The sequence below is a fragment of the uncultured Clostridium sp. genome (assembly GCF_937920395.1).
Taxonomy (GTDB): domain Bacteria; phylum Bacillota; class Clostridia; order Clostridiales; family Clostridiaceae; genus Clostridium_AD.
Window position 1 is genome coordinate 1 of sequence record NZ_CALEVF010000059.1, and the last position, 18,312, is coordinate 18,312.

General features: G+C 30.2%; 16 protein-coding genes. 12 read left to right on the forward strand and 4 right to left on the reverse strand.

Translation table 11 applies throughout. The annotated features are described in order from the left end of the window. Positions 1–8: 8 nt before the first annotated feature. Positions 9–2,237: a formate C-acetyltransferase gene (pflB, locus tag Q0649_RS06615; RefSeq protein WP_298839095.1), complete on the reverse strand. Its 2,229-nt coding sequence runs from the start codon at positions 2,235–2,237 to the stop codon at positions 9–11. 668 nt (positions 2,238–2,905) lie between these two features. Here pflB and Q0649_RS06620 point away from each other — a divergent pair. The 11 genes from Q0649_RS06620 (at position 2,906) to Q0649_RS06670 (ending at position 15,299) form a co-directional block, all read left to right on the forward strand. Next, on the forward strand, positions 2,906–3,718 hold the full coding sequence (locus tag Q0649_RS06620; protein ID WP_298839097.1) for a hypothetical protein: 813 nt from the start codon (positions 2,906–2,908) through the stop codon (positions 3,716–3,718). A gap of 16 nt (positions 3,719–3,734) precedes the next feature. After that, positions 3,735–4,547, forward strand: a complete 813-nt coding sequence (locus Q0649_RS06625; RefSeq protein WP_298839099.1) for a sugar phosphate isomerase/epimerase — start codon at positions 3,735–3,737, stop codon at positions 4,545–4,547. A 193-nt stretch (positions 4,548–4,740) separates the two neighbouring features. After that, positions 4,741–6,033 (forward strand): trigger factor, encoded by a 1,293-nt coding sequence (tig, locus tag Q0649_RS06630; RefSeq protein ID WP_298839101.1) that lies wholly within the window; start codon positions 4,741–4,743, stop codon positions 6,031–6,033. Between the two features lie 156 nt (positions 6,034–6,189). Next, positions 6,190–6,774, forward strand: a complete 585-nt coding sequence (gene clpP / locus Q0649_RS06635; protein ID WP_298839103.1) for an ATP-dependent Clp endopeptidase proteolytic subunit ClpP — start codon at positions 6,190–6,192, stop codon at positions 6,772–6,774. A gap of 100 nt (positions 6,775–6,874) precedes the next feature. Beyond that, positions 6,875–8,167 (forward strand): ATP-dependent Clp protease ATP-binding subunit ClpX, encoded by a 1,293-nt coding sequence (clpX, locus tag Q0649_RS06640; protein ID WP_298839136.1) that lies wholly within the window; start codon positions 6,875–6,877, stop codon positions 8,165–8,167. Positions 8,168–8,411: 244 nt separating this feature from the next. Beyond that, positions 8,412–10,094, forward strand: coding sequence for an ATP-dependent protease LonB (gene lonB, locus Q0649_RS06645; protein ID WP_298839107.1), 1,683 nt, complete (start codon positions 8,412–8,414; stop codon positions 10,092–10,094). Positions 10,095–10,330: 236 nt separating this feature from the next. Beyond that, a complete protein-coding gene (gene lon, locus Q0649_RS06650; RefSeq protein WP_298839110.1) occupies positions 10,331–12,688 on the forward strand; it encodes an endopeptidase La in 2,358 nt (785 codons plus the stop codon). Then, on the forward strand, positions 12,669–13,292 hold the full coding sequence (yihA, locus tag Q0649_RS06655; protein WP_298839112.1) for a ribosome biogenesis GTP-binding protein YihA/YsxC: 624 nt from the start codon (positions 12,669–12,671) through the stop codon (positions 13,290–13,292). Before lon ends, yihA begins: the two co-directional genes overlap by 20 nt. A 260-nt stretch (positions 13,293–13,552) precedes the next feature. Next, positions 13,553–13,963 (forward strand): hypothetical protein, encoded by a 411-nt coding sequence (locus Q0649_RS06660; protein WP_298839114.1) that lies wholly within the window; start codon positions 13,553–13,555, stop codon positions 13,961–13,963. Positions 13,964–14,084: 121 nt separating this feature from the next. Beyond that, on the forward strand, positions 14,085–14,309 hold the full coding sequence (locus tag Q0649_RS06665; protein WP_171298048.1) for a hypothetical protein: 225 nt from the start codon (positions 14,085–14,087) through the stop codon (positions 14,307–14,309). Positions 14,310–14,366: 57 nt separating this feature from the next. Then, positions 14,367–15,299, forward strand: a complete 933-nt coding sequence (locus tag Q0649_RS06670; protein ID WP_298839123.1) for a hypothetical protein — start codon at positions 14,367–14,369, stop codon at positions 15,297–15,299. Positions 15,300–15,371: 72 nt separating this feature from the next. Here Q0649_RS06670 and Q0649_RS06675 read toward each other — a convergent pair whose 3' ends face one another. The 3 genes from Q0649_RS06675 to Q0649_RS06685 form a co-directional block, all read right to left on the reverse strand. Further along, positions 15,372–15,749, reverse strand: coding sequence for a polymer-forming cytoskeletal protein (locus Q0649_RS06675; protein ID WP_298839125.1), 378 nt, complete (start codon positions 15,747–15,749; stop codon positions 15,372–15,374). Positions 15,750–16,043: 294 nt separating this feature from the next. Continuing rightward, positions 16,044–17,009, reverse strand: a complete 966-nt coding sequence (locus tag Q0649_RS06680) for a VCBS repeat-containing protein (RefSeq protein WP_298839128.1) — start codon at positions 17,007–17,009, stop codon at positions 16,044–16,046. Positions 17,010–17,190: 181 nt separating this feature from the next. Then, entirely contained in the window at positions 17,191–17,601 is a 411-nt protein-coding gene (locus Q0649_RS06685) for a Fur family transcriptional regulator (RefSeq protein WP_298839131.1), read from the reverse strand. A 165-nt stretch (positions 17,602–17,766) separates the two neighbouring features. Here Q0649_RS06685 and Q0649_RS06690 point away from each other — a divergent pair. Further along, the coding region (locus Q0649_RS06690) for a PIN domain-containing protein (RefSeq protein ID WP_298839134.1) at positions 17,767–18,312 on the forward strand (546 nt) is incomplete at its 3' end.

Consider the following 18,312-nt stretch of genomic DNA (forward strand, 5'->3'; position numbering starts at 1 on the left):
AAAATTAATTAGATTTTTTTATGGAAAGTTCTGCTTATAACTTCAAGTTGTTGTTCTTTAGATAATCTGTTGAAATGAACAGCATATCCTGAAACTCTTATTGTTAGTGTTGGGTATTTATCTGGATTTTCCATAGCGTCTATTAAAACTTCTCTATTTAATACATTTACATTTAGGTGATGTGCAGCTTGTGCAAAATAACCATCTAAAAGGAAAACTAGATTATTTATTCTTGTATGTTCATCTATTCCAAGTGCTGCTGGTACTATTGAAAAAGTATTTGAAACTCCATCTTGGCAATAGGTTCTATAAGGAATCTTAGCAACTGAATTTAATGATGCAAGTGCTCCATTTTCATCGTTGCCTTGTGTTGGATTTGCTCCGGGAGCAAGTGGCACACCTTGTTTTCTTCCATCAGGAGTTGTACCTGTCTTTTTACCATAAACTACATTTGATGTAATGGTAAGTGCTGACAAAGTATGTTCTGCGCCTTTATATGCAGGATGTTTCTTAAGATCATCGCTGAATTCGCGTATAAGCTCAACAGCTAAATCATCAACTCTATCATCATCATTACCGTATTTAGGGAAATCTCCTTCAGTTTTAAAATCGATTGTTATGCCATCAGTATTTCTTATTGGAGATACCTTAGCAAACTTTATAGCACTTAATGAATCGGCTGCAATTGAAAGTCCTGCTACTCCAAATGCCATGAAGTATTTAAGATTAGTATCATGAAGAGCAAGTTGTCCAGCTTCATAAGCATATTTGTCATGCATATAATGTATTGTGTTCATTGTGTCTACGTACATGTTAGCAACATAGTCTAAAACTTTTGAATACATTTTTCTAACTACATTGTAATCTAGAACTTCATCGGTTATTTTTTCAATTCCAGGTACTACAAGTTTACCTTTTAATTCATCAACTCCACCATTAAGTGATAATAATAATGATTTAGCAAGATTAGCTCTTGCTCCAAAGAACTGCATTCTCTTTCCTATTTCCATAGCAGAAACGCAGCAAGCAATACCGTAATCATCTCCGTAAATAGGTCTCATTATATCGTCATTTTCATACTGAAGTGCATCAGTTTCAATAGACATTTTAGCACAATATTTCTTGAAAGTTTCTGGTAATTTTTCTGACCAAAGTACTGTCATATTAGGTTCTGGTGCTGATCCTAAATTTGTTAATGTATGAAGAAATCTAAAAGAATTCTTTGTTACCATTGGAGTACCATTAAGTGCAACACCACCAATAGATTCTGTTACCCAATTAGGGTCTCCACCAAATAAATCATTATACTCAGGGGTTCTTAGATGTCTTGCCATTCTAAGCTTAATTACAAATTGATCAATAATCTCTTGAGCTTCATCTTCAGTTATTAATCCAGCTTTTAAGTCTCTTTCAAAATAAATATCTAAGAAGGTAGTAGTTCTTCCTAGGGACATTGCAGCACCATTATTTTCTTTTATTCCTGCAAGATACCCAAGGTAAACTGCTTGAACTGCATCTTTTGCTGTAGTAGATGGCATCGATAGGTCAACACCATATTTTTGAGCCATACTTTTTATTTGACCAAGTGCTTTTATTTGCATGCTTACTTCTTCTCTATGTCTTATTAAATCATCTGACGCATGTCCTGTAAGTTCTTTTAAATCTTTTTTCTTTTGCTGCACTAACAAATCTAAGCCGTAAAGAGCTATTCTTCTATAATCTCCAATTACTCGTCCTCGTCCATATGCATCTGGAAGTCCAGTTAATAACCCTACATTCCTTGCAACTTTTGTAGCATCAGTATAGGCATCAAAAACTCCTTCGTTATGAGTTTTTCTGTATTTGGGGAAAAATTCTTTTATGTCTTTGTTTAATTCATAACCATATTCTTTAAGTGATTGTTCTACCATTCTAAAGCCACCAAATGGGTTGACTATTCTTTTGAGTGGCGCATCTGTTTGAAGTCCAACAATTACTTCATTTTCTTTATCAATATATCCAGGTTTAAAGTTATCTATTCCTGAAATTTCATTAGTTTCTACATCTATAATACCTTTTTTAATTTCTTCTAATATAAGGGAATTGGCTTTGTCCCAAACTTTATTGGTCTTATCAGTTTTTCCTACTAGAAAACTATCATCACCTTCGTATAAGGTGTAGTTTTTTTGAATAAAGTCTTTAACATCTATTTTGTTTTTCCATGAATCGCCTTTGAAACCATTCCATTGTTTAGTCATTGTTATTCCTCCCTATAATATATTGCTTTTAAATGTTGTCACAAGTGATCAGTTTATTATAAAATCAAATGATCACTTAAATAATAATCAATATTGTTTAATAATGAGTTCTGCATAATCGTATTATACAATACTTTGTTATGTTTGTTAATAGTTAGTTACAAAATTAATTGGAAAACTAATTTTTTTATGAATAAAGTAAATTGATATTGTTAATAAACATATTGTAATATTAAAAGTGATACAGTTCAAGTAGTTTTTAAATGTTTTAATATTGTGAATAGTAAAATAATTATTTAAAGCTTGATATAAAAGGGATTAGGTAATTTTTAAAATAAATAAAAAAAAGTAACAGGAATGATTTAAAGTGAAACAACTGTAAATTATTCTTTAATATAAGAAAAAACATTCTTTTATTAAAAAAAATATTAATGTATACAAAGTAAAATGTTAAAGCAATTTTGTGGTTAGTTTATATTAAAATACACAATATGGATATATTGAAAATGTAAATGTTTACTTAAAGAAGCATAGTGTATCATTAAATAAAAGAATATTATTTTCATATATAATGAGGTATAATAAATAATGATAGTTATCAATTAGAAAGTACTTACGCAGAGAGTTTGAGTGATAACAGCGTATTAATTATAATGGAGGTAAATAATATGAAGAAGCCTAGTATGTTTAGTAAGGATTATGATAGAAGAATAAAAAAACGAAAAAAGGTAATATTATCACTAATTATTATACCTATAATAGGGTTGGTCATATTTTTAAGTATAGGATTTAAAGGCTTAGAGAACAAAGGTACAGGCAGTAACTTCTCAAATGGAGCAAAAAATGATGAAGTTCAGAAAAAATTAGAAGATAATTCGCAGAAACAGATAAATGTTGATAAGGATAAGGCTACGAAAGCAGCAATTGCAGCAAAAGCAAAAGCAAAAGCAAACAAATCATCTTTTATTGCTACAATGCCTGATGGACAAAAGGTCACTGTTGAATATAATGGAGAATCAACAACGAAGACTATAAAAGGAGTAGCAAACACTAAGGGTGTATTATTTGATATAAGCCCAAGTAAAAAATCAATTGTTATACAGAGTACAAAAAATCAAAATATAATATACACTGACATAAATAAAATTAGTAAAGACATAACAAAAAAAATCTATACATCTACTAATAATCAAAAATATTCAAAAGAGCAACAACTTAAAAATAATCCGAATTACATATGGTCAATTACACCAAAGTTCATTGATGAAGATAATATTGCGTATGTTAGTGAGTTGCCTTGGATGAATGAGAAAAAAGTACAATATGTATGGAAGCTAAATTTAAAAGATAATGTTCATATGCAGGTACAACCAGCATCGGGCACGAAGATTACTTTTGGAAATGTAACGGCTAAGGGGCTAGAGGCAAATATAGATGGAAATATAGTATATGTAACTGCCTTAGGTGGAGTAACAAAATAGCGGAAAGAGGCTAAATATGGATATAGGATTATCTTCAGCATGTTTTTATCCTAAATTGCATACAGAACATAGTATACAAACGATGAAAGAGTTAGGATTTAATTTTGGTGAAATATTTTTAAATACTCAGAGCGAATATGAAGAAGAATTTATAAAAGTTCTACTTGAAAAAAAAGAGCAATACAAATTTAAGGTAAATTCAGTTCATGCATTTTCATCTTCGTTTGAACCATATATTTTTGATGAATATGACAGAAGACGAAAAGACATGTTAAAACAATTTAAACAAGTTTGCATGGCAGCAAAAATCTTAGGTGCAAGTTGTTATACTTTTCATGGTATGAGGTATACTGATTTAAATGGGCTTAATATCGAATTTATTGTTGATATATATAATGAACTTTCATATATAGCACTCGAGGCAGGAATTAAATTGGCACAAGAGAATGTCTCGTGGTGTATGTCAGCGAATTTGGAATTTCTAACTCTTTTGTCGCAAAAATGTAAATATCCTATATATTTTACTTTGGATTTGAAACAAGCATGTAAAGCTAATATTCCTATAGAAAAGTATATTAAAGTTATGGGGAGTCACATAGTGAATCTTCATATTAATGATAGCGATGACAATTCACCTTGCCTTTTGCCGGGGAAAGGAAATTTAGACTATGAGAATATTGCGAGAAATCTTAAGAATGTTAACTACAAGGGAAAAGGAATTATAGAGGTTTATAATAACAACTTTTCAAGCTGCGTTGAACTTACAAAGATTAAGGCTTTTGTTTCGGAAAAGTTTAGCAATATTCTAGCTTCGCAAGAAATGAGTTAATATCAAATATTTTCTAGTATATTAACTCAATTATTTTAATATAATTATCTTGTAAATTATTTAAAATTTGGTTATAATCATAATATTAGACTATTTGAACAAATATGCTTAATAATATTTGTAAATACAATAAAACTTATGTTATAATATTTAAGGAAATAAGCATTTGTGAGCGATTAGGAGGAGTAATATAATGAACATTAAAATGGAAAAATTAGACAAAAATATTATTAAATTAGAAATAACGGTAGAAGCAGAAAGATTTGGTAAATCTTTAAAGAAATCTAGTGTGAAAAATTCAAAAACTATTAACATTCCTGGATTCAGAAAAGGTAAAGCTCCAATGAATATAATAAAGAAAATGTATGGTGAAGGTGTTTTCTTTGAAGATGCTATAAACTACTGCTGTGATGATACTTATCCAGAGGCTTTAAAGGAATATGACATAAATCCATTAGATTATCCCAAAATTGATATTATTCAAATAGGGGAAGGAAAAGAGTTTATATATACAGCATCAGTAGAAGTAGCTCCTGAAGTTAAACTTGGAGAATATAAAGGACTAGAGGCTAAAAAAGTTGAATATAATGTATCAGATGATGAAGTTGAAAATCAACTAAAAGGCATGCAAGAAAAAAATGCTAGAATAGAAGATAAACTAGAAGGTACCGTTGCAATGGGCGATATAGCAATTATTGATTTTAAAGGATTTATTGAAGAAGCAGCTTTTGAAGGTGGAGAAGGAAAAGACTTTGAACTAGAAATTGGTTCAGGATCATTTATCGATACTTTTGAAGAACAATTAATTGGTTTAAAACTTGGAGATGCTAAAGAAGTTAAAGTTAATTTCCCAGAAGCATATGGAAGAGATGACTTAAACGGTAAAGAAGCAACTTTTAATGTAACTGTTAAAAGCATGAAAGCAAAAGAATTACCAGCTATTGATGATGAACTTGCTAAAGATGTATCAGAATTTGATACTCTAGAAGAATTAAGAAATGATATTAAAAAGTCACTTGAAAAATCAGGTAAAGATAGAGAAGAAAAAGAATTCGAAGAAGCAGTAATAGATGCAGCTTGCTCTAATGTTGAAATGGACATTCCAGAAATTATGGTAAAAAGAGAAACTGATGTAATGCTTAAAGATTTAGAAATGAAATTAAAACAACAGGGATTAGATCTTGAATCATATTATCAGTATACTAACAATACTGAAGAAAAAGTTAGAGCGTTTATGAAAGAATCAGCTGAAAAGAGAGTTAAGACTGATTTAGTTATAACAGAAATAGCGAAAAAAGAAAATTTTGATGCAACTGATGAAGAGATGCTTGCAAAAGCCAAGGAAGTTGCAAAACAATATGGAGAAAAAGACATAGATAAAACGGCAGATTTAATTATGAAAGCACAAAAACAATATCTAAAAGTCGATGTTTTGAACGAAAAAGTAATAAAAATGTTAGTTGAAAATGCTAAAGTGATTGCATAATATATATTAAAATTAATTGCCAGATATTTCTCTGGCAATTAATTTTAAATATAGGATAAAATTAAATGATTAAAAAGCTAAAATTTAGGATATAATTAAGGAATAGATTGCCTGTTAAAGTAGTAATATTATTATTAGAGTAAAGGAGTGAGTTATATGAGTTTAGTGCCAATGGTTGTTGAACAAACTAATAGGGGAGAAAGATCTTATGATATTTATTCAAGATTATTAAAAGATAGGATAATTTTTCTAGGAGAAGAGGTAAATGATGTAACTGCTAGCTTAATTGTTGCTCAGTTATTGTTTCTAGAATCTGAAGATCCTGATAAAGATATTTATTTATATATAAATAGTCCAGGTGGATCAATTACATCAGGAATGGCTATATATGACACAATGCAATATATCAAACCACAAGTTTCAACTATTTGTATTGGTATGGCAGCATCTATGGGATCATTTTTATTAAATGCTGGAGAAAAAGGAAAAAGATTTGCATTACCTAATAGTGAGATTTTAATACACCAACCTTTAGGAGGATTTCAAGGTCAGGCGACTGATATTGATATTCATGCAAAACGAATTATGAAAACTAAAGATACATTAAATAGAATATACAGTGAAAGAACCGGACAACCAATAGAAAAAATTCAACATGATGTTGAAAGAGATTACTTTATGAGTGCACAGGAAGCCATGGAATATGGGTTAATAGATGAAGTTATAGCTAAAAAGAAATAAAATTTAACAACATTTCAGAAGTCGTCAATGCATCTTTTGCAAAGTTGTTGTAGCGATTTAGGTGATGATTAAACTAAATAAGGTTAGTAGAGGTGAAAATATGACAAAGTTTGATGAAAAAAAGCAACTCAAATGCTCTTTTTGTGGCAAAACCCAAGAACAAGTTAGAAGATTAATTGCAGGACCAGGAGTATATATTTGTGATGAATGTATAGAATTATGTTCTGAAATAATTGTAGATGAATTCCAAGGGGATGTTGAATTAGATTTAGGAGCACTTCCAAAACCTGTTGAAATAAAGAAATATATAGATGATTACGTAATTGGACAAAATACAGCTAAAAAATCATTAGCGGTAGCTGTTTATAATCATTATAAAAGAATAAATTCAAATGTTAATGAGGGTGAAGTTGAACTGCAAAAAAGTAATATCCTATTACTAGGGCCTACAGGATGTGGTAAAACTTTACTTGCTCAAACATTAGCAAAATTCTTAAATGTGCCTTTTGCGATAGCCGATGCAACTACGCTTACTGAAGCTGGGTATGTAGGAGAAGATGTTGAAAATATTCTTCTTAAATTAATACAAAATGCTGATTATGATGTAGAAAAAGCAGAAAAAGGTATTATATATATAGATGAAATAGATAAGATAGCAAGAAAATCTGAGAATCCATCTATAACTCGTGATGTATCTGGAGAAGGCGTTCAGCAAGCATTACTTAAAATACTAGAAGGAACCACGGCATCAGTTCCACCACAAGGTGGAAGGAAACATCCTCACCAAGAATTTATTCAGATAAATACTGCTAACATTTTATTTATCTGTGGAGGAGCATTTGATGGACTTGATAAAATTATAGAAAAAAGGACTAGAACTACGTCGGTTGGGTTTGGAGCTGAAATAAGATCTAAACATGAAGAAAACGTAGGAGAGTTACTTAAGTCTATAATGCCTGGAGATTTATTGAAATTTGGATTAATTCCAGAGTTTGTAGGCAGACTTCCAATAGTAGTTACACTTGAAGCTTTAGATGAAGAGGCTTTAGTTAAAATTCTTAGCGAACCTAAAAATGCATTAGTTAAACAATATAAAAAATTGTTTGAGATGGATAATGTGGAATTAGAGTTTAAAGAAGAAGCCTTAAGAGCTATTGCAAAAGAGGCTATTAAAAGGGAAACTGGAGCTCGTGGACTTAGATCTATTATAGAAGACACGATGAAGGAAGTTATGTTTGATATACCATCAAATGAAGAAGTAGCTAAAGTTATAATTAATGCGGATACTATTAAAACTAGAAATCCAGAATTAGTTTTAGCTGAAGGTGGCAAAAGAGAAAAAATAAAAATTACAAAGCAAATTAAAAGTAAAAAAGGACCAGAATCAGCATAATTGAATCATTGTAAAACACAAAGAGACGGATATTTTATCCGTCTCTTTGTGTTTTTTGAAATTATAATAATATAAATCCCAATACTAAAAGTTATATTAATTAATAATATTACATCGAAAAATAAGAATACATTCAGTCATATTTGAGCATAATATCAAAAGATGCAATATTTACTAAAATATGCAAATTTAATAAATGAAAGGAGGATTAGTTTAATAGCTACATCATTAAACTTTAATTAATATGACAACTAAAATTCTCATGGCAGTACAATTCTTTTTTACAGTAGTTATTGGGTTATATTTTTTTAATGCATTAAAAGCTCAAAAAAGTGGTAAGGGGGTCGCTACAAAGGAAAACAGAAAAGAAATGGAAAATTTAAGAAAAATGAAAAGTATAAGTCTTACTGAACCACTTACGGAAAAAAGTAGACCAACAACATTTGAAGAGGTTATAGGTCAAGAAGAAGGGATAAAGGCATTACAGGCAGCAATATGTGGCCCAAATCCTCAACATGTCATAATTTATGGTCCGCCTGGAATAGGAAAAACTGCAGCAGCTAGATTAGTGCTTGCAGATGCTAAAAAAAGAGCAAGATCTCCATTTAAGGAAGGTTCGAAGTTTATAGAAATAGATGGGACTACTGTTAGGTTTGATGAAAGAGGTATAGCGGATCCACTTATAGGGTCTGTTCATGATCCTATATATCAAGGAGCAGGGCCACTCGGAGTAGCTGGAGTACCTCAACCAAAGCCTGGCGCAGTTACAAAGGCACATGGTGGTATCCTATTTATTGATGAAATCGGTGAGTTACATCCTATAGAAATGAATAAACTTCTTAAAGTATTAGAAGATAGAAAAGTCTTTTTAGATAGTGCTTATTATAATGAAGAGGATCCTAATATGCCGCTTTATATTAAGGAAGTATTTGATGAAGGATTACCAGCTGACTTTAGGTTAATTGGTGCAACTACACGTAATCCAGAAGAAATAATGCCTGCGATAAGATCAAGGTGTATAGAAATCTTTTTTAGAGCGTTATTACCTGAAGAATTACAGCAAATTGCAAAAAATTCAATAAGCAAAATGAATCTTAAAATTTGCGATAAGGCACTGGAACTTGTAGGTAAATACTCAAGCAATGGCCGAGATACTGTTAATTTAATTCAATTAGCTTGTGGAATGGCAATTAATGATGAAAGAGATGAGGTAAGTATTGAAGATATTGAGTGGGTTATAGAGAATGGTCAATATTCTCCTAGGCTTGAGTCTAGGATATCGGATAAACCACAAATTGGTTATGTAAATGGACTTGCAGTTTATGGTGCTAATATAGGTGCTGTAATGGAAATTGAAGCTAGCGCCAAAAGGGTAAAACTTAGGAAAGGTATTCTAAAAATTACGGGAATTATTGAAGAAGAGGAAATAAGCACTAGTAATAAAAAACTACGACGAAAAAGCACTGCAAGATCTTCAGTAGAAAATGTGGTTACAGTACTTGAAAAATATTTTAACATAGATTGTGATGATTATGATATTCATGTTAACTTTCCAGGTGGATCACCAGTGGATGGACCATCAGCAGGAGTAAGTATAACAACTGCAATGTACAGTGCAATAAAGGGTATACCTGTTGACAATATGGTTGCAATGACAGGTGAAATATCAATACATGGCAATGTATTGCCAATAGGTGGTGTAAATGCTAAAATTGCTGCTGCTAAAAAAGCAGGAGCAACAAAAGTAATTATTCCAAGGGATAACTTTCAAGATAGTTTTAATGCTATAGAAAATGTTAAAATCATACCAGTTAATAATATTAGTGAGGTAATCAAAGAAGCATTACTTAATGGGTTACCTAAAAATATTAAAACTACATTTGATCCAGAGGTAGATGTTATTGCTGCAGAGTCATTAAAAATTTAGCTTGTTATTTTCTTAAAAAAGGTAATCCATCTTTAATTATAATGGATTACCTTTTTTATTTTAAAATATGTAGTATTGAAAAATAATAATATTTTAGGTATACTATAGTAGTGGTGTTATATAAATATACGATTAACAAGTATTCATAGTTTAAGATATCGAGTAAATATAAAATTAAAATAATAATTTCATATTTATAAATGACGATTAATATAATATAGAAAAGAGGGAGAAAAATGGATAAAATGACAAAACTTCTTCCGTTAATTCCGCTAAGAGGTATGAATATATTTCCATATATGGTATTGCATTTTGATGTTGGTAGAGATAAATCTATACTTGCATTAGAAGAAGCTATGCTAAATAATCAAGAAATTTTTCTGGTCTCACAGAAAGTATCAAAAATTGAAGAACCAGAAGAAAAGGATATATATGAGATTGGTACTATTTGTAACGTTAAACAAATATTAAAGTTACCAGGAGATACGATTAGAGTGCTAGTTGAGGGAATACAAAGAGGAAAAATTTCAGAGTATAAAGAAAAGGAACCTTTTGTACGTGTTGAAGTAGAGCTTATTTATGATGAAAAAAACGCAGATGATAAAAAATGCAAGGCATATATTAAAATGATAGATAAAGCTTTTGAAGAATATATAAATTTATCGGTTAATAGTTTTCCAGATGCGTTATTCGGTTTAGAAGAAACAGAAGAACCAGGAAGATATTGCGATATTGTAAGCTCTTATTTAATATTAAAACCACAAATAAAACAAGAATTGCTTGAAATATTAGATGTTACTAAAAGGCTTGAAAAATTGTTATTGATATTAAAGAATGAGCTTGAAGTATTAAAAATAGAAAAGAAGATTGGAACCAAGGTTAAAGGTAAAATTGATAAAATTCAAAAAGAATATTATCTAAGGGAACAAATGAAAGCTATACAAGAGGAACTCGGAGAAGATGATGAAAATAAAAAAGAAGTTATTGAGTATGAAAATAAAATAAAAAAAGCAAAACTTCCTAAAGATCCAAAAGAAAAAGCAAATTATGAGCTAAGTAAATTAAAAAGTTCAGGCAATTATTCTGCTGAGAGTGGGGTATCAAAGTCCTATCTAGATTGGATATTGGCTCTACCTTGGAATAAATCAACTAAAGATAACATTGACATAAGTAAGGCTAGAGAAGTTTTTGATCAAGAACATTATGGGCTTGAAGAGGTTAAAGAAAGAATAATAGAATATTTAGCAGTTAAAAAAATTAGCAAGACACTTAAGGGACCTATACTTTGTTTGGTAGGGCCACCAGGAGTTGGTAAAACATCTATAGCAAAGTCTGTTGCAAATGCATTAAATAGAAATTTTGTTAGAATGTCACTTGGTGGAGTAAAAGATGAGGCTGAAATACGGGGACATAGAAAAACTTACGTGGGAGCAATTCCAGGTAGAATTATATATGCTATGAAACAAGCCGGATCAAAGAATCCATTATTCCTATTAGATGAAATTGACAAGATGAGTGGCGATATCAAAGGTGATCCTGCAGATGCTCTTTTAGAAGTATTGGATAGTGAGCAAAATGCAAGTTTTAGGGATCATTACTTAGAATTAGATTTTGATTTATCGAAAGTCTTATTCATAACTACTGCAAATAAATTGGATACTATTCCAAGACCTCTACTCGATAGAATGGAAGTTATTGAGGTATCAGGATATACTTCAGAGGAAAAATTCCATATTGCAAAAAATCATCTTATTCCAAAGATGTTAAAAGAGCATAATATGGATGATGGTAGAATAGCATTTTCAGACAATGCAATAACTTGTATAATCGAAAACTATACAAGGGAGTCAGGGGTTAGAAGTCTTGAAAGACAAATTGCTTCAGTAATTAGGAAAGCAATAACAGAAATGGTGGAGAAAAATAAAAAAAATGTTAATGTTTCAGCATCTCATGTTAAAAGATATTTAGGTGCTGTTATATATACTTATGATAAAGCAGACACTGAAGATAAAGTAGGTGTAGTAACTGGACTAGCATGGACTGAAGTTGGTGGGGTTACATTACCAGTTGAGGCCAGTGCTATGGAGGGAACTGGTAAGCTAGAACTTACGGGTCAACTAGGGGACGTTATGAAAGAATCTGCTAAAGCTGGATATAGTTATGTTAGGGCTAATGCACATAAGTATAATATTGATAAAGACTTTTATAAAAACATAGATATTCATATTCATGTTCCGGAGGGGTCAGTACCTAAGGATGGACCATCAGCCGGTGTAACTATGATAACTGCAATGGTGTCTGCATTAACTAATAGAAAAGTAAGACATAATATAGCTATGACTGGTGAGATTACGCTTACAGGTAGAGTTTTACCTATTGGAAGCCTTAAGGAGAAATCATTAGCTGCATATAGAGCAGGTATTGATACAATTATAATTCCCTGTGAGAATGAAAAAGATACAGAAAAGATACCAAAGAGTATTAAGGACAAACTAAAATTTATATTTGTAAGTAAAGTAGAAAATGTACTTGAACATGCATTGCTTGAAAATACATTAAATGGAGAGATAAATAATGGAGATAAAACAATCTGAATTTATAATATCAGCAGTAAAACCTGCTCAATATCCAACAGATAATAGAGTGGAATATGCTTTTGTTGGAAGATCAAATGTAGGTAAATCCTCTTTGATAAATACTATAACAAATAGAAGAAAGCTAGTTAAAGTTAGTGGAACACCTGGTAAAACTAGACTTATAAATTTCTTTTTAATAAACGATAGTTTTTATTTTGTTGATTTACCAGGCTACGGATATGCAAAAGTATCCAAAACTGAACAAGCTAAATGGGGGAAAATGATGGAGGACTATTTAGTTCGTAGGCCTCAACTACAAAAGGTAGCATTACTCGTTGATTGTAGACGTAAGCCAACTAAAGATGACCTTTTAATGTATGGATGGATTAAACATTTTGGATATGAAGTTGTAATTGTTGCAACCAAAAAAGATAAATTAAATAGAGCAGAACTTGTAAAAAACAATAAATTAATAAGGGAAACTTTAGAATTAGATCCAAGTGAGGAGATTATAAATATCTCATCACTTAAAAAAATAGGAGTAAAAGAACTTTTAGGAAATATGTTTAACGATAATGAAGAAGGAGATCCACTAACTTCAAATGGAAACCCAATATTATAATAAGAAAAAAATAGACCTACATTACGGTGTGTTAACTAATAATTAGTGCACTTCGTAATGAGGTCTATTTTTTTCGTTAATATTTTAAACTTTTAGTTCAAGTCATGCAGCAGAAGGCTATATGGATACATTTTATTTGATAAGTAATTATATAAAAATTTTGTATCAATTTATTTTTATGAGAATAGTATATATTAGAAAACAAAAGAAAAAGATTTTAAAAATAAATTAAGAAAAGCAATTAAAAGGAGGGTATTTAGATGGATATGAATGACTTATTAAGTGGATTAGCTGATTCCCAAAAGAATGGCTCCAATAAAAGCTGCAATTGTAACAACGATGGCGGTGGATGTAATAATGGTGGTGGATTCGGTGGTGGTAGTGGTATTTGGATAATCGTTTTATTACTTTTATTCTGTAGCCAAGGTCAAGGACAAGATAATGGTACTGTATGCGGATGTGAGCCTAAACACTGTAAGGAACTTTGCAGATGTGGTGGATCAAATAACAATGGATTATTTGGTTTAGGTGGAATTGGCGGCGGATGTGGTGGCGGCAGTGGCATTTGGATAATAATTTTAATTCTTTTATTGGTATGTAGTGGCAATGGGAAAAATAACAAGGGATGTACAAACAATATTATTAACCTAGATAGCTGCGATGAAGATTAACTATGAAAATTAATCATAAGTGAAAAATAGATATTAAGTAAACTATAGATGAATTATATGTTCTTAACTTTAGCCGAAATATGTAACACATTAAAATTTGGCCCAGAAAGGGGAGTTTTATATGTCTAAAAAAAGATGTTGTGGAAATGTAGCTGTTGCACCTGTAGTAAGCCCAGTAGGAAATCTATGCACGAATCCGATTTGTGCGATAATATTATTAATTATACTTCAAAGAACGTGTCTACTTGAAAACAAGAATGCATTTTTATTAATATTGTTATTCCTAGGATTTTGTTTCTGTAAAGGTGGATATGGCGGAAATGCAGTGAAAAGCTGCGGATGCTAATTTAATAAAATAAGGGAGAGCTTAAATGCTCTCCTATTTATAAATGAGGTGATTAATATGTCAAAACACCATAAGCGTGATAGAAATAATATGGACAACAACAACAACAACATGAATAACAACAACAATAATAATGGTGGCAATGGTAATAACGGTAACAGCAATAATAACAATAATAGCGATGGTAATAGCAATAATCAGAATAACAATGTTAATAATAATCCACTAGCACAAATGTTTAATGGAAATGGTGCAAGTCCTTTGGTTGGATTAATATCTAGCTTTTTAGGAGGAAATGGTACTGGAAACAGTAGCGGTGGTAATATGGTTGAAAGTTTACTCTCTGGTTTAGGGGGTAACAGTAATATGTTAGGTAATTTATTAGGTGGGTTAGGTGGACAGGACAATAACATGTTAGGTAATTTACTGGGCAATTTAGGAGGACAAGATAATATTTTAGGTAATCTTATGAATAGTTTAGGTGGTAATAGTAATAATGTGCAAGGAAACTCAAATAACGGTTCTAATTCAGGTAATGTAAAATCCACACCCAATGTTGTGAAAAACAATAAAAACAATAATGGTAATAATAATAAAGTTAATGTGAATAATGATGATGAAAATAATGATACAGAAAGTCAAAATGAAAACAATCAGGACAATGTTTTTTCAAATATATTTTCAGGTATGGGTAGTATAGATTTAAGTCAAATTTCGAATATGTTAGCTGGTATAGATTTAAATAATTTAGATTTAAATAATTCGGATTTTACTGATATGATGAATTCCATATCTAATAATGATTCTTTTGAGAATAATGATGTTGAATTTAAACATACAAGTCCTAAGGGAAATACACATAGTATTTTAGAAGAACTTGAAGATGAAGATAAGGGGCAACTTATATATATATTAGCTCATTTAGTAGATGAGCAAAAACTTGGAATGCTAAATAGAATTGTAGAAGAAAATTCTAACTTAAAACATTAAGAGTATAAAACAGAAACTGATAAGAGAAACACATAAATTTAAAATCTATGTGCTTCTCTTTTGTTTGAATTTTTATAAATTATCATTGTTGTCATCAGGTTGTTCATAACTTATCATTGTACATTTACCATCAAGGATTCCACCCTCAGAGATCATTAATTTTTTTACCGAAATATCCCCTTGGACTTTGCCACAAGTTTCTATGGTTAAGGTGTTTTTACAAGAGACATTTCCATTCATAATTCCATTTATATTAGCATTATTACAGGTTATATCGCCGTTTATGTTTCCTGATTCACCTAATATTACGTTGTCTTCACAAGTTAAGTTTCCATCAATAGAACCATCTATTTTAATAAGACCATTTCCATTTAATGAACCAATTATAGAACATTGCTGGCCAATTAAAGTTTCAATTCTATTTTCGTTTTTTTCTTTATTAATAAACATATAAGATTCCTCCAATTTATATTAAATTATGTTTTAAATTAATTATCTATGCGCACAATAACTTTATTGTAGAATAGCTTTATATAAAGATTTATCAATTTGTCATTTATAATGAATAAAATTAAGTGAAAAGGTTAATATTATAAATGTAATCGGAGTTTAAATCTCCATTTGCATAAAATAAAATATTTTATGCGTAACCCCCCATCCCCCCTTGGGACCGGTAATACGGTCCCATTTGTAATTTTATAAATGATATTAACATTTTACATATAATGTAATAAACTTATGTCTTTATTTAATATCTATAGAGCTGATTTTAAAAGAAGATTCTTTATTAGTATTTGGTATAAGCTTTAAAATTAATTCTATAGTGTAGTTTTTTGTTCCATTTAAATTACTTGCTTTAGATCCTAATGAATTGTTTGTATTAGTTCCTTTAAAATTTAATGTCCATAAGACATCACTAGTATTGCCATCTTTGTCCCAATTGAAATCTTTAAAAACACCATCTTGAAAGGTTAAATGCACTTTTTTGTTGGATAAGTCACTTAACAGTGAAATGTCATTACCGTTTAAATCGGATGTAAAAATATCTTTGGGTATATTTAATTCAGATACTGGAAATGTTGACATAAGATTTATGAAATTTAATACACAAGTTTTCCCCATGTAATTATCAACATAGTTGTAGTCAAAAGATTTTAGACTATCTTGAATGAAAAAATAGCTAGTAAGATTTAATTCGCCATCTTTAATATTCCCGGATAACATTTTAGGTGTTTTATTGTTTTTACTGTCTACAAAACCAAAAACATTGTTTGTGCTACAAAATATATCTTTATATTTTTCTCCATTCCAAAGGAAAACATGCTGTACTGCCTTATCTTTTACCGAGGCTTGAGTAAATATCTCGGGCACGTTGTTTCTAGATATGTCCATTAATGTTAGTCTCATTGGCCATTGTAAATAGTAATTTCCAACGGTGTTGTTTTTTTTTGATGGCTCTAGATAATAGCTAATGTCTCCAGAATTTATTTGAATATAGTATTTATCAGCATCTGTTTTTATGTAGAGTATATCCTTAGTTCCATCTCCGGTTAAATCAGCTTGCATCATTTTCGATTCATTTACGATATTGAATGTACTTATTGAATCATTTTTAAAAAGAAGAAAAAACGTTAATGTTATGGTGAAAATAAGAATAGCTAAGGCATAATAAATATATTTCTTCTTTAAAAAAATTATCTGTAATTTCATAGATTCCACCCCCCCATTAAATTATATGTAACAATCAGGAAGGTTATGATGTTAGTAAGCAACGTTATAAAAAGATTAAAGATATGCAGGGAGTATTCAACATATATATATAAGGCTAATGATATAGTATAAAATAAAAAGAAGTATGAATTTTATTTCATACTTCTTTTTATTTGACAAACTATTTTTTACAATCTTCACATAAACCATAAAAATAAAGTTTATCAGCTAAGACCTCATAATTAGTGTATTGTTTTACATCTTCAAGTACATTTGAAAAACTTATACCTTCTATGTCATCGACTTTACCACAATTTACGCATTGTATGTGAGGATGTGGCAACATATTGCAATCATATCTAAAATTACCTTCTCCAACATTAAGTTCTATAATTAGTTCAACGCTTATAAGAGTTTTTAATGCTTTATAAACCGTAGCCAAACTCATAGTTGGATATGTTGGTTGTAAAGCTTTATAAATTAATTCAGCTGAAGGATGTTCTTTCGTCGATTGCAAATATTTGTAGACAGCAATGCGCTGAGGCGTAAGCTTTAATTTTTTTTCTTTAAAAACTGTTGTAATGTTCTCCATATACACCATCCTATAATATTATTAAGTATATTATAGGACTTATTATATAATAAAAACTATTACTTGTCAAAATTATTATACAATAAATAAAATTTTATTTGAATTTTAATTCATTTATAGAAATAGTTACATATATTAGTAATAGAGAGAGGGTGAGCTAATACTTTGAAAAAAACATATGTACTAGATACCAATGTTGTTTTATATTCACCAAGTGCTATATTGTCTTTTGGAGATAATGATGTAATAATACCTGAAGTGGTACTAGAGGAATTAGATAGTTTTAAGAAAGATAAAAGTGATTTAGGAGCTAATGCTAGATATGCAGCAAGGCTTATTGATGAACTCAGAAAGCAGGGAAAATTAAATGAGGGTATCGATTTAGAAAATGGAGGTAGGCTACGTGTTGAAATGAACCATCATGACACCCAAATACCTGTTTCTTGGAATAAAGAAAAGGCTGATAATAGAATATTACAAGTATGTAAAGGAATCAAGGAGCAAGGTGAAGATGTTTGGCTCATAACAAAGGATATATTTTTACGTATAAAGGCAGATGCGGTAGATATTAATGTAGAGGATTATTATGAAAAGTTTGTGCCAGAATATGACGACCAATATACTGGTCGAATAGAGGTATTTGTAAATCCAGAAAAACTCCAGGAGTTTTTTAGCAAAAAGATTTTAGAGGTTAGTGCTTTACTTGAATAT